Genomic DNA, 12,055 nt, shown 5'->3' on the forward strand with positions numbered 1-12,055 from the left:
GACGGATCAGCTTCCGCCGCCGTTGGACTTCCAGTAGTTCTCGTTCACCTTCTGGATGGCCTCGAGAACGTCCATGTAGGAGCCCGGCTCGTTGAGGAACTTGTCGAACCCGCTGAGCGCCTCGGTGAGGACGGGCGCGGGCGCCGCCTCGAAGTAGCGCAGGATGAGCCGGTTCTCGTTCGACGCCGCCTCCTTGGTGACCTTGTCCAGCTCGGGGTCGGCGACCTTCACCTTCGGGTTGCCGGACACGTCGCCGCGCGCGTTCGCCCACTTCTCCTGCGCGGCGGGCGTGATCCACCACTTGAGGTACTTCATGCTGGCATCCGGGTCCGGGGCCTTGCGCAGCGAGCAGAGCGGCCCGCTCTCGAAGATCAGTGACCGCTTCCGCAGTGACGGGTCCACGTTCGGGATGAAGAAGAATCCGTAGTCCTCGCCCTGCTTGAGGCCGCGCTGGGTCATGCTCGTGTTGAACCACGTCCCGTTGATGACCATGGCGGCCTCACCCGACTTGAAGTGGTCGGCGGGGTCGGACTTGTCGCCCGGCTTGGTGAAGTAGCCGGCGTCGATCATCGACTTCCAGCGCTCCATCACCTTCACCACGCCGGGGTCGGTGTAGGACGCCTCGCCCTTCGACAGCCGGTCGTACAGGTCGGGGTCGCTGCCGGCGAGGAGCTGCTCGAACCAGGCGAAGGAGAACAGCGACGTCGGGGTGGTCTGGTTGAAGGGCACCTGGCCCTTCGACTTGAGCGTCTGCGCGAGCTTCTCCAGCTCCGCCCAGGTCTTGGGCGGCTCCAGGTCGTGCTCGGCGAAGAGCTTCTTGTTGTAGAACATGCCCCAGTAGGCGGTGTTCAACGGGACGCAGTACTGCTTGCCGTCGACCGTGTAGTACGTCTTCAGCTCCTCGGTGAGGTCGCCGCTCCCGATGGCGTCCTGCCAGAGCTTCGTCGTCTCGGCGACCTGGTTCTGCTCGACGATCTCCTTCAGCCGGCCGCCGGTCGTCCAGGTGAACAGGTCCGGTTTGACGTTGGTGCGGAACGAGCTCTTGATGAAGGCCGTGTAGGTCGGCTCGTCGGTGTAGCCGACCGGCTTCATGTCGAGCCCGGTCTGCTGCTTGCCGAGGGCGGCCATCTGCTCGAAGAAGGGCTTCCAGGCGCCCTTGTCGTTGTAGAGCTTCAGCTCGGACGTGTCGCCGCCGCCGTCGCCGGATCCGCAGCCGGCGGCGAGCAGCAGCGCGCCCATGGTGAACGCGGTCACCCGCAGTCGCTTGGACGGCAACATGGTGAGCCTCCTTCATCGGGTGGTGCCCGATCGGGGTGGTCGAAGGATTCGGAAATTCGGGTGTTCGGGGGAGGACGAACGGGCCGCGCGACGCGTCCGCCGGCGGCAGGGGTGCGGCGTGCTCAGCCGAGCCGCTGCTCGATCACGTGTTTGACGTCGGCGAGGTGGGAACGCATGAGCGCCTCGGCCTCGCGTTCCTCGCCGGCCTCGATGGCACCGAGGATCGCCCGGTGCTCCTCGTAGTCACGGGTGCGGTCGTCGAAGATCCGCTGTATCTCGCGCTGTTCGGAGGAGTGCACCATCAGCAGCGAGTCGATGACCTCGCAGAGGACGGAGTTGCCGGCGGCGCCGGCGGTGGCCCGGTGAAAGGCCATGTTGGCGTCGTGCAGCCGCGCCTCGGCCTCCTCCCCGGAGGTCAGGTTCCGGGCCGCCTCGGCCAGGACGGTGCGGAGCCGTTCGAGGTCGCCGGGCTCGGACCGGTGGGCCGCCTGCGCGGCCAGCGGCGGCTCGATGAGCAGCCGGGCGTCCAGGAGCTGGAGCAGCCGGTCGCCGTCCAGCGTCCGGACGTTCGGGTTCGGGATGATCACGCGTTCGAGGTCGGCGCCCACGTAGATGCCCGAGCCGTGCCGGAGCTGGATCGCCCCGGTCGCCTCCAGCCGGCGCAGCGCCTCCCGCAGCGTCGGCGTGGTCACCGCGAAGCGCTGCGAGAGCTCCCGTGCCGACGGCAGCCGGTCGCCGGCGCTCAGGCCGTCCGACCTGATCAGCTCCAGCATCCGCTCGGTCAGCGCGTCCGCCAGGCTCGGCCGGGCCACATCGTGTGACATCGCCACCTCGTTCCCCAAGAAGTAAAGTCATCTAATCACTTAGCGATTGTGTTGTCCAGCCTCCCGGCGGGCCCCCGGACGAGGTTCCGCCGCAGGACGGCCCGCTCCTCCGCGAACGCCAGACGTCCCAGCCGCGCGGTCATGATCCCGTCGAACCCGTGGCAGGCGCCCGGCACATGGTGAACCTCGGTGGAGACCCCCGAGACGATCAGACGGTGCGCGTAGGCGAGATCCTCGTCCCGCAGCGGATCGAACTCCGCGACCAGCACGTAGGCGGGCGGAAGGCCGCTCAGGTCGGCGGCGCGGGCGGGCGCCGCATACGCCGGGACGCCGACCCGCCCGCCCAGGTAGTGCCGCCACATGTGCTCGACGTCGGTGCGGTTGAACAGCGGCGGCTCGGTGAACGCCCGCATCGACGGGGTGTCCATGCGGTCGTCCAGGACGGGATAGAGCAGCATCTGGAACACCAGTGGCGGGCCGCCCTCGTCCCGTGCGCGCAGTGCCACGGCGGCGGCCAGCGCGCCCCCGGCGCTCCCTCCGCCCACCGCGACCCGCTCCGGGTCGCCGCCGAACCCGGCCGCGTGCTCGTGGGCCCACACCGTCGCCGCGTAGCAGTCCTCGAACCCGTCGGGGAACGGATGCTCGGGCGCGAGACGGTAGTCGACCGACACGACCGCGATCCCGTCCTTGGCGGCGAAGGCCGCGCAGCGGCCGTGCTCGTTCTCCAAGCCGCCGGTGACGAACCCGCCGCCGTGGAAGTACACGAGCACGGGCGCCGGACGCGCGGCGCGCTCCGGGCGGTAGATCCGCACCGGGACGGGAGGCGCGCCCGGCGGCCCCGGAATCGTTCGATCCTGGATCTCGGCGCCTGCGCCGGTCACGGGCTCGTCCAGGGCGGCGGCGAGGTCGCGCATCGCCGTGCGGGCCTTGACGGGGTCGGCGAGCCCGACGTACGGCATGCCATCGAGGGCGGCGGCGAGTTCGGCGTCCATGGGCCTCCTGCCTTGGCGAATTCGGAGAGGTTCGGAGAGGTTCGGAGAAGAACGCGCCCCCGGGCGGGAGGTCCCCCGGGGGCGCGTTGGAGGCGGTGCCGCCGTGGACGGAACGGCGGTACCGCGGCTCTGGATCAGCCGGAGACCGGCAGGTTGATGTACCGGGCGCGGTAGATGGTCACGTCCTCGTAGTTGTCGACCTTCCCGTCGTCCTTGGCGTCGTCCAGGCTGTTGACGTTGTAGGAGATCACCAGGTTGCCGCTGGACGACAGCGACGCGTGCTGGTGGGCGTTGTAGGTGTAGATCTCCGGGTTCTCGTACGAGCCCTGCGCGCCGGTCTCGGGTGTGGTGTAGACGGTCTGCTCACCGGTGAACGGCCCCGCCGCCGAGCAGGACGTCAGGACATCGATCTCGGCCCCGAACGCGAACTCCGTGTCCTGGTTGACCATGAGGTAGTGCGAGCCGCGCCTGGTGACGCTGAACTCGTTGGACACGCCGCTCATCAGCCGCGCCGACGCCGTCTCCGACCGCGACCAGCCGTTCGTGGTCCGGTACTCCCACGTGCCGCGCAGGTCGGTGCCGCTCACCCGCGCGATGTGCAGGTACTTGGTGTTCACCTTGGTGCCGGGGTCGGTGTAGTCCTCGGTGCCGTAGATGTAGGTGTGGCCGCCGTCCCTGAGCAGCGCCGAGCCCCACTGGACGCCGCGGGCCGAGGGCATCGCACGGACCTGGGTGGGCTCGGACAGGTCGCTCGTGGAGAAGCGTGCGAGGACGTTGTCCTTGAACTTCATGTCCCACCCGGTGCCGTTGGCCGGGTCGGGGTCGTAGTACTCGCGGTAGAGCTGCTGGATCTCCGAGCCGGTCTGGGTCAGGTCGCCGGCCCAGTACCAGTGGGCCGGCTGCGCGGGCGGCATGACCGCCTTCGGGTCGGCGGCCGTCCCGCCGTGGACGGTGGTGAGCCGGCCGCCGGCCGACTGCACGACGAAGGAGCTGTTGATGAACGGGGTCGTCCCCCCGTCGTCGGTGGTGGGCGAACGGGAGCCGTCCGCGTTGACCTTGCCGAGGAACGTGTCCGAGTAGGCGTACACGATGCGCCCGTCCGACAGCTTCAGCGAGTACGTCGTGTCGGCGCCGGTCCAGTCGTCCAGCAGGGCGTTGCTGTTGCCGTAGGCGGTGAACTTGTCGTTCACGGCGGTGTTCGGTGTGGCCGTGCCGAACGTCGGCGCGGGGCGGCCGGAGCAGGCCGGCCCGGCGGCGCTGTTCCCGTGGCCTTTGCCATGCCCCTTTCCGTGGCCGTTTCCAGGTGAGCCGGCGGCGGCCGGGACGGCCGGGACGGTGGCCAGCCCGGTGCCGAGCACCAGGGCGGACGTGACGGCGGCGGCACGCGTCCGCCGCCGACGTCGTGGCGGGACGGGAGAGGGGCGGGAGGGGACGGGATCCTGCATGGAAACCTCCGCGAGCGCACACCGTGTGAACCAGGGGACGGATGGGGTTGGCGGTTCACACGCGGCCCGTGCGCACATCATTATTCATTAGATGACTTGGTGTCTAGATCTCTGGGAGAGCGGCGGGATTGCGGGCGAGGAGGCCGCCGTCCACGCGGTGCTCGGCACCGGTCACGAACGACGAGCGCGGCCCGGCGAGGAACGCGACCATCTCGGCGACCTCGTCCGCGCCCGCCACCCGCCCGAGCGGATGCGCCCGTCCCCACTCGGCGACCTGCGCGTCCTGACTCGCCTCCCCGCGGAACAGATCGGCGGCCCAGCGCAGCATCGGGGTGTCGACCGACCCCGGGCAGACCACGTTCGCGCGGATGCCGTCGGCGGCGTGGTCGAGCGCCATCGCCCGCGTCAGCGCGTTGATCGCGGCCTTGCTGGCGCTGTAGGCGGCGACCCGGTCCTGCGAGACGAACGCCTGCACCGACGACATCGTCACGATCGCCCCGCCGCCCCGGCGCCGCAGCTCGGGGACGGCGGCACGGCACGCGAGGAACACGCCCTTGGCGTTGACGCCGAGCACCTCGTCCCACAGCTCCTCGGTGGTCTCCTCGACCGTCCCGTAGCGCTGGACGCCCGCACAGGTCACCACCACGTCGAGACCCCCGTGCCGGGACACGGCGGCCTCGACCAGGCCGTTCATCTGGGCGGCGTCGGTGACGTCGGCCACCACGCCGGTGACCGCCAGCCCGTCCGCGCGCAGCTCCTCCTCCGCCCGCCGGACTCCGTCCTCGCCGATGCCGCAGAACACCACCGCGGCGCCGTCCGCCGCGAGCCGTTCCACCACGGCCCGCCCGATCCCCAGCGACCCACCGGTCACGATGGCGACCCTGCCGTCGAACTCCTTCACGTGTCCCCTCCGATCACGCCCGCGCACAGCCGGAGACTCCGGGTGGAGTGCGGATCCAGCCGGAGCGCGGTGCCGTTGCCGGCCGCCGCCGCGAGCCCGTCCGTCGGGTATCCGGCGAACGGCTCCAGACCCATCACGTAGGCGCGGCCCCACCATGGATGCCCGGTGGTCGCGCCGAACTCCTGCCACAGCCAGAGATGCGGCAGGACGGACACGTCCCAGCGCACCCGCATCCCGAGGCCCCCGTCCGGATCGACGACCTCGTAGCGGCCCTCGTCCAGGCCGGTGAGGTAGACGATCTCACTCGGCGCGCCGTGGCCGGGGACGACGCCGAGATCGACGGTCCCGCCGGTGTCGGCGGGGACATGCGGCCACGCGTGCGGCCCGCCCGCCGCGACACGGCGGCCACCGGGCCCGATGGCGGTCTCGTGCGGGACGACCCGGGCGGCGCCGGGCAGCCTGATCCGGTGCCCCGGGCGCAGGAAGGGCGCACCGAACACGATGTGGTGGCCCCACATCACGTCCAGTGGCACACCGGACTCGTTGCGCAGTTCCTCCTCGACGATCAGCTCGGGCTCGCCGGACCGGAGCCGGAGCGTCTTGACCAGCCCGAGCGGCATCCGCCTGGCCCGCACGCCGAGCCTGACGGCGACCTCACCGGGGCCGTCGGCCACGATCCCGGCGTCCCACGGAAGCCCGGCGACCTCGCCGTGCTGGGCGAACGCGGCGCCCCGGTAGGTGCTCGGGGCGCCGCCGTTCGGCAGGACCTCCTGCCACCCGCCCTCGTAGCCGTCGAGGAACGCGGCGGTGTCGTCCGCCGCGCCGCCGGCGACGTCCCGGGGGTTGCGCAGGCCATCCGGCGACAGCCACACGAAGTCCATGTCGCGCGGCTTGAAGCAGAACTCGGCGATGTCGCCGCCCTTGCCCGCAAGGACGGTCACCCTCAGCAGCTCGTTCTCCAAGACCAGGGCGTCCAGGCCCGCCCATGTGATCTCGTGGACGCGGGCACCCCAGTTCCGGGACGGCCGGTGTCGTCGGTACGTCATCGGCGGCCGGTCAGCTCCAGTTCTCCGCGCCGCTGAAGGCGAAGTGCTCGCCAGGCGTGTAGCGGGGGCGCGGCTGGTACTCGTTCACGCCCGGCTCGCCGCGCAACAGCAGCGCGGACGGGAACGGCAGCGGCTCCTCGGTGATCCGGGTCGAGGTCGGGATGTAGCGGATCGTCAGGCCGCAACGCCGGTCGGGCGACTCGTTGGCGTCGCTGCCGTGCATGATGTTGGGGTGGTGGACCTCGACGTCCCCGGGTTCGAGGACGAGGTCCACGGCGCGTGACTCGTCCACCCCCGCCGCGCTCTCCACGCCGAAGACGGCCCCGGCGTCGTCGCGTTCCCTGATCTCGTGCAGGTCCTCCTTGTGGCTGCCGGGGATGACGCGCAGGCAGCCGTTCTCCGGTGTCGAGCGGTCGATGGCGAGCCAGAGCGTCACGACGCGCATCGGGTCGAGCGGCCAGAACGCGCCGTCCTGGTGCCAGAGGACCGCCTTGCCGGTGTAGGGCGGCTTGGAGATGTAGGCGGAGGCGAACAGGGCGATGTCGGGCCCGATGAACCGCTGCGCGACGTCCAGCAGCCTGTCGTCGGAGACGAGCCGCACCCAGAACGGGTCCTTGGCGACCAGTTCGGTGGACAGGTCCTCGCCGGTCCGGTCGGGGTGGTGTTCCTGCAGCCAGCGGACGTGCCGGTCGGCCTCGGCGAGCAGCGCGGAATCGATGACGTTCCTGAAGATCGCGTACCCGTCGTCGTCGTAGCCTCGCATCGGATCGTCGTCCATGAGCGTGCCTTTCTGTGTCGGCCGAGGGCGGGGGCTCTTGCGGGATGGCATCCGCACACGCAGTCTTAGTCATCAGATCACTTGTTGTCTAGATGTATCGTCGCCCCTGTCGCGGCCGCCCAGCAGAGAGGAAGCCATGAGCACGCTGGACACCCTGATCCCGGCGAACCCCGGACGGCCCGTCCGGATCGCCCTGATCGGCGAATGCATGATCGAGCTGAGCCATGTCGCCCCCGACCGGCTCGCGCTGGGCTACGCCGGGGACGTCTTCAACGTCGCCGCCTACCTCGCCCGGAGCGCCGCCCCCGGGACGGTCGACGTCCAGTTCGTCACCCTTGTCGGCGACGACCCCCACAGCACCAGGATGCGGGAGTCCTGGGCCGCCCACGGCGTCGGCGCGCGGCACACCCGCGCCGTCCCCGGCGGGCAGGCCGGCCTCTACCTGATCCGCACCGATGCCGACGGCGAGCGGACGTTCCACTACTACCGGTCGCAGTCGGCCGCCCGGGGCCTGTTCGGGCCTGCCCAGCCGGACGAGGTCGACGACGTCATCGCCGGTCACGACGTCGTCTACCTCTCCGGGATCACCCTGTCGATCATGACCGGCCGCGCACGGGAACGGCTGCTCGGCGTCCTGGACGAGACCCGGCGGCGCGGCGGCCTGGTCGCGTTCGACGGCAACTACCGTCCCGCCGGATGGTCCTCGCCCGCCGCCGCCGCCTCCGCCATGTCCGCCGTCCTGTCCCGCACCGACGTCGCGCTGCCCACCCTCACCGACGACCGCGCGGTCTTCGGGGACGCCTCCGCCGCCGACGCCGTTCGCCGCCTGCGAACCGCCGGGGTGTCCGAGGTCGCCGTCAAGCTCGGCGACCGCGGTTGCGTGATCGCCGGCGACGGCGGCCAGGAACCCGTCCCGGCCGTGCCCGGGGTGTCCGTGGTCGACACCACGGCGGCGGGCGACGCGTTCAACGGCGGCTACCTCGCGGCCAGGCTCGGCGGCGCCGGGCGGCGGCCGGCGGCCGAGGCGGCCAATGCCCTCGCCGCCCGCGTCATCGCCCACCGCGGCGCCCTGCTGCCCGTGGAGGCCCGTCCGGCCGGGCTGTACACGTGATGCACGCCTCCCTCTCGGAGGGTTTGGAACGCGTCCTTTCACGTCGGCGCGGACATTGGTGAGAAAGCCACGCGCGCCGGAGTCTCTCACAGGGCTTCGCAGGCGGTAGTTTCGGAAGCAGCGGGACCATCCTGCGAGGGAGTGACGTGACCGAGGAAACCGCTGCAATGCCGACCAGTACGAAGTTGTCCGTCCGCGACGTGGTGACGGTGAAGCTGCCCGCCGCGAGCGCCTACCTGTCCGTCCTGCGGACCGCCACCGCGGGGCTCGCGGCCAGGCTGGACTTCACGCTGGACGAGATAGAGGACCTGCGCATCGCCGTCGACGAGGCGTGCGCGATGCTGCTCGCCCAGGCCGTTCCCGGGACCGACCTGGTATGCGAGTTCGAGCTGACCGGGGACGCCATGCGCATCGCCGTGTCGGTGCTGACCGTGGACGGCGAGGAGCCCAGCCGCGACACCTTCGCCTGGACGGTCCTGTCGTCGCTGGCGGGCGAGGTGGACGCCCAGGTGGGCGCCGACGACCGGGTCACCGTGACGCTGCAGAAACGGCGCGGTACGGCGGGGGCCCCGTGACGGAGAAGACGACGACGGAGCAGACGGTCGCCGACGTGAGCACCGAGCGGACCGAGAGCGCGGTGCCCGACCGCGCTCGTGCGCGTGCCCTGTTCGAACGCCTTGCCGAGCTTCCCGAGGGCGATCCGGAACGCCAGCGCATCCGCGATCAGCTCGTGGAGCTGCATCTGCCGCTGGTGGAGTATCTCGCCCGCCGCTTCCGCAACCGCGGCGAGTGGCTGGACGACCTGATCCAGGTCGCCACCATCGGCCTCATCAAGTCGATCGACCGGTTCGACCTGGAACGCGGCGTGGAGTTCTCCACGTACGCGACCCCCACCATCGTCGGCGAGATCAAGCGGCACTTCCGCGACAAGGGCTGGGCCGTGCGCGTCCCGCGCCGGCTGCAGGAGCTGAAGCTGTCGCTGACCAAGGCGATCAGCGACCTCGCCCAGCGTGAGGGCCGGGCGCCGACCGTCAGCGAACTCGCCGCGCACCTGCAGATGAGCGAGGAGGAGGTGCTGGAGGGCCTGGAGTCGGCGAACGCCTACTCCACCGTGTCCCTGGACGCCCCCGACTCCGGCGACGAGGACGCCCCCGCGGTGGCCGACTCGCTCGGCATGGTCGACGAGTCGCTGGAGGGCGTGGAGTACCGCGAGTCCCTCAAGCCGCTGCTGGAGAAGCTGCCCGCGCGGGAGAAGAAGATCCTGCTGCTGCGGTTCTTCGGCAACATGACCCAGTCGCAGATCGCCGCCGAGCTCGGCATCTCCCAGATGCACGTGTCGAGGCTGCTCGCCCGCACCCTGGCCCAGCTCCGCGAGGGCCTCACCGCCGACGAGTGACGGACCGCTCCGGACGGTGCCGGGGGGCCTCGGCGGCTCCCTCGGCGCCGATCACTTCTTCGTGTCGTCCACCTTCAAGCGGTCCATGAGGCGCTGCCCCAGCGAGCGCGGTCCCTCGGGCGGTGTTTCGCCGGCGACGGAGCGTTCAGCGTCCCCGCGGTCGTCATCCCGGTGTTCGTCTTCCCCGTGGCCTTCGTCGCGGTGGCCTTCTTCGCGTGCGTCTTCCTCGTCGTGGTCTTCGATGAGCCAGGTGGTGCTGGGCGGGCTGAGCACGGTCACCAGGGCGAGGACGGCGATCACGGCCATCGGGATCGCGATGGCGGGACGCTCGCTCTGCCACAGCGACCACGCGACCGGAAGCGCGAACAGCTGGGTCAGCACCGTGGGGGCGCGGCTCCACTGGTCGGCGCGCAGTAGCCCGCGGGCGCAGGCGAGCATGCCGAGGCCGGCGGCGAGGGCGAGGACGGTGACCCCGATCGCGCTGGCCGGGTCGACGGCGGCGCCGGTGGCCGTCTCCACGCCGGTGTAGACGCCGAATCCGACGGCGGCGACGCCCTCCGCGGCTTCGAGGGCGGCGGCGGCCTGCACGGTGATGGGACGCTTCGACACAACCCGAAACCCTACTCCCGCGGCGGAGCGCACCCGCGCGCACCCGGAAGTGAGGCGAACACCGGGCGAACGCATGCGGAACGCTCGATACCCTGACGCCGTGCGCGCCATGCTCATCGCCAACCCCAAGGCGACCTCGACCTCCCGGCGGGCCCGCGACATTCTCATGCGGGCCTTCACCGGCGACCTCGACCTGGTCCTCGCCGAGACCGGCCACCGCGGCCACGCGACCGAACTGGCCCGGCGGGCGGCCGTGGACGGCTACGACGTCGTGATCGCGCTCGGCGGTGACGGCACGGTGAACGAGGCCGTCAACGGGCTGCTCGCCGACGGGCCGTCCCCCGAACTGCCGGCGCTGGCGGTGCTGCCGTCCGGCAGCGCGAACGTGTTCGCCAAGACGCTCGGCCTGCCCGCCGACCCGATCGGCGCGACGAAGTCGGTGCTGGAGGCGCTGCGGGCGGGCCGGCACCGGACGGTCGGGCTCGGGACGGCGAGTCACGAGGGCGGCCCCGAGCGCTACTTCACGTTCTGCGCGGGCGTCGGGCTGGACGCGGAGGTCGTCCGCGAGGTGGAGCGCCGCCGCGCCGCCGGGGCCACCGCCTACACGTCGCTGTACGTGCGGACGGCGGTCCGGCATTTCTTCTCCGGGACGGATCGGCGGCGTCCCGCCCTCACTTTGGAGCAGCCCGGCCGCCCTCCGAAAACGGGACTGTTCCTGGCGTTCGTCTCCAATACCTCTCCGTGGACTTACATGGGGCACGTCCCGGTGAATCCGAGCCCCAGGGCGAATTTCGCGCGCGGCCTGGACGTGTTCGGGATCCGTTCGCTGGAGGTGGGTCCGACGCTGGGGGCGGTGGCGCAGATGCTGACGACCCGCGCCCGTCCGCTCCAGGGCCGCCACGTGGTGAACGTGCACGACGCGTCGGAGGTGACGTTGCGCGCGGAGCGTCCCGTGGCCTTCCAGCTGGACGGCGACTACCTTGGCGAGCATCGGAGCGTGACGTTCCGGTCGGTTCCCAAGGCGATACGGATCGTCATCTGAGGCGCACGTTCTTACTGCGCAGGGTCATGGTCTGCCAGGTGAGAGCCAAGTAACACCCCCGTTTCGCGGGTGTGACACATGCGACACCCATACTTTGAGAATCCTTTCTCAAAGGTCTTGCGTCCGCCCGCGCCGCCCTGACAGGCTCAAAGTGCGTTATCCGAGACAGGAGCCCCAACGCCGTCGGCTTCCCTGCTCGCAGCGCCGCCGAACATTCACCCCTGGACCTGGCCACCGCCACCCCGGGTGTTCGCGACATGTGAAACCGTTCACAAAAGTGGAGTTTCTCCACCACCTGACGAAGGAGTGGACCGCATGGACTGGCGCCACCGCGCAGCCTGCCGTGACGTGGACCCCGAGCTGTTCTTCCCGATCGGCAACACCGGGCCCGCGATCCTGCAGATCGAAGAGGCCAAGCAGGTGTGCCGGCGCTGCGATGTGACCGACGCCTGCCTGCGCTGGGCGCTGGAGTCCGGCCAGGACTCGGGCGTCTGGGGCGGAATGGGCGAGGACGAGCGCCGCGCCCTCAAGCGCCGCGCCTCCCGGATCCGGGCCCGCAGCAGCCTCTGACCGGCGTCCCGTCCCGCCGCCGCCTCCGAGCCTCCCGGCCGGAGAGCGAGCCCCGCGCCCGCG

The 12,055-nt window shown here is 71.0% G+C and carries 13 protein-coding genes; 5 read left to right on the plus strand and 8 right to left on the minus strand.

Features of this window, described 5'->3' with window-relative positions; all coding sequences use genetic code 11:
• Window positions 1-6: 6 nt before the first annotated feature.
• From ACTWPP_RS26790 to ACTWPP_RS26820, 7 genes are all read right to left on the minus strand, one after another.
• On the minus strand, window positions 7-1,278 hold the full coding sequence (locus tag ACTWPP_RS26790; protein ID WP_443107130.1) for an ABC transporter substrate-binding protein: 1,272 nt from the start codon (window positions 1,276-1,278) through the stop codon (window positions 7-9).
• 122 nt (window positions 1,279-1,400) lie between these two features.
• A complete protein-coding gene (locus ACTWPP_RS26795) occupies window positions 1,401-2,102 on the minus strand; it encodes a FadR/GntR family transcriptional regulator (RefSeq protein ID WP_443107131.1) in 702 nt (233 codons plus the stop codon).
• A gap of 35 nt (window positions 2,103-2,137) precedes the next feature.
• A complete protein-coding gene (locus tag ACTWPP_RS26800; protein WP_443107132.1) occupies window positions 2,138-3,094 on the minus strand; it encodes an alpha/beta hydrolase in 957 nt (318 codons plus the stop codon).
• A gap of 134 nt (window positions 3,095-3,228) precedes the next feature.
• Window positions 3,229-4,539 carry a DUF5005 domain-containing protein gene (locus ACTWPP_RS26805; protein WP_443107133.1) on the minus strand — a complete coding sequence of 437 codons (1,311 nt, stop codon included), beginning with the start codon at window positions 4,537-4,539 and terminating at the stop codon, window positions 3,229-3,231.
• Window positions 4,540-4,642: 103 nt separating this feature from the next.
• Window positions 4,643-5,440, minus strand: a complete 798-nt coding sequence (locus ACTWPP_RS26810) for an SDR family NAD(P)-dependent oxidoreductase (protein WP_443107134.1) — start codon at window positions 5,438-5,440, stop codon at window positions 4,643-4,645.
• Complete coding sequence (locus tag ACTWPP_RS26815; protein WP_443107135.1) at window positions 5,437-6,486, minus strand: DUF4432 family protein; 1,050 nt, start codon at window positions 6,484-6,486, stop codon at window positions 5,437-5,439. Before ACTWPP_RS26815 ends, ACTWPP_RS26810 begins: the two co-directional genes overlap by 4 nt.
• A gap of 10 nt (window positions 6,487-6,496) precedes the next feature.
• Window positions 6,497-7,264 carry a phytanoyl-CoA dioxygenase family protein gene (locus ACTWPP_RS26820; RefSeq protein ID WP_443107136.1) on the minus strand — a complete coding sequence of 256 codons (768 nt, stop codon included), beginning with the start codon at window positions 7,262-7,264 and terminating at the stop codon, window positions 6,497-6,499.
• 136 nt (window positions 7,265-7,400) lie between these two features.
• Between ACTWPP_RS26820 and ACTWPP_RS26825 the strand changes: the two genes are divergently transcribed.
• From ACTWPP_RS26825 to ACTWPP_RS26835, 3 genes are all read left to right on the plus strand, one after another.
• Window positions 7,401-8,375: a sugar kinase gene (locus tag ACTWPP_RS26825; RefSeq protein ID WP_443107137.1), complete on the plus strand. Its 975-nt coding sequence runs from the start codon at window positions 7,401-7,403 to the stop codon at window positions 8,373-8,375.
• A 146-nt stretch (window positions 8,376-8,521) separates the two neighbouring features.
• Window positions 8,522-8,950 (plus strand): anti-sigma factor, encoded by a 429-nt coding sequence (locus ACTWPP_RS26830; protein ID WP_443107138.1) that lies wholly within the window; start codon window positions 8,522-8,524, stop codon window positions 8,948-8,950.
• Window positions 8,951-9,012: 62 nt separating this feature from the next.
• The gene (locus ACTWPP_RS26835; protein WP_026401215.1) at window positions 9,013-9,771 is read left to right on the plus strand and encodes an RNA polymerase sigma factor SigF; all 759 of its coding nucleotides are present in this window, start codon (window positions 9,013-9,015) and stop codon (window positions 9,769-9,771) included.
• A gap of 51 nt (window positions 9,772-9,822) precedes the next feature.
• On the opposite strand, the gene ACTWPP_RS26840 is transcribed toward ACTWPP_RS26835, so the two are convergent.
• Window positions 9,823-10,380, minus strand: a complete 558-nt coding sequence (locus tag ACTWPP_RS26840; protein WP_443107139.1) for a hypothetical protein — start codon at window positions 10,378-10,380, stop codon at window positions 9,823-9,825.
• 100 nt (window positions 10,381-10,480) lie between these two features.
• Here ACTWPP_RS26840 and ACTWPP_RS26845 point away from each other — a divergent pair, with 100 nt between their 5' ends.
• Window positions 10,481-11,422 (plus strand): diacylglycerol/lipid kinase family protein, encoded by a 942-nt coding sequence (locus tag ACTWPP_RS26845; protein WP_443107140.1) that lies wholly within the window; start codon window positions 10,481-10,483, stop codon window positions 11,420-11,422.
• A 315-nt stretch (window positions 11,423-11,737) separates the two neighbouring features.
• Window positions 11,738-11,992 carry a WhiB family transcriptional regulator gene (locus ACTWPP_RS26850; RefSeq protein WP_443107142.1) on the plus strand — a complete coding sequence of 85 codons (255 nt, stop codon included), beginning with the start codon at window positions 11,738-11,740 and terminating at the stop codon, window positions 11,990-11,992.
• Window positions 11,993-12,055 lie beyond the last annotated feature (63 nt).

The sequence above is a fragment of the Actinomadura sp. 3N407 genome, assembly GCF_052245875.1.
Lineage (GTDB): Bacteria > Actinomycetota > Actinomycetes > Streptosporangiales > Streptosporangiaceae > Spirillospora.

Excerpts from the sequence above, each read along its gene's own strand:
- ACTWPP_RS26805 (WP_443107133.1), bottom strand. The coding sequence starts at position 4,539 with ATGCAGGATCCCGTCCCCTCCCGCCCCTCTCCCGTCCCGCCACGACGT.
- ACTWPP_RS26815 (WP_443107135.1), bottom strand. The coding sequence starts at position 6,486 with ATGACGTACCGACGACACCGGCCGTCCCGGAACTGGGGTGCCCGCGTC.
- ACTWPP_RS26795 (WP_443107131.1), bottom strand. The coding sequence starts at position 2,102 with ATGTCACACGATGTGGCCCGGCCGAGCCTGGCGGACGCGCTGACCGAG.
- ACTWPP_RS26790 (WP_443107130.1), bottom strand. The coding sequence starts at position 1,278 with ATGTTGCCGTCCAAGCGACTGCGGGTGACCGCGTTCACCATGGGCGCG.
- ACTWPP_RS26850 (WP_443107142.1), top strand. The coding sequence starts at position 11,738 with ATGGACTGGCGCCACCGCGCAGCCTGCCGTGACGTGGACCCCGAGCTG.
- ACTWPP_RS26800 (WP_443107132.1), bottom strand. The coding sequence starts at position 3,094 with ATGGACGCCGAACTCGCCGCCGCCCTCGATGGCATGCCGTACGTCGGG.
- ACTWPP_RS26825 (WP_443107137.1), top strand. The coding sequence starts at position 7,401 with ATGAGCACGCTGGACACCCTGATCCCGGCGAACCCCGGACGGCCCGTC.
- ACTWPP_RS26820 (WP_443107136.1), bottom strand. The coding sequence starts at position 7,264 with ATGGACGACGATCCGATGCGAGGCTACGACGACGACGGGTACGCGATC.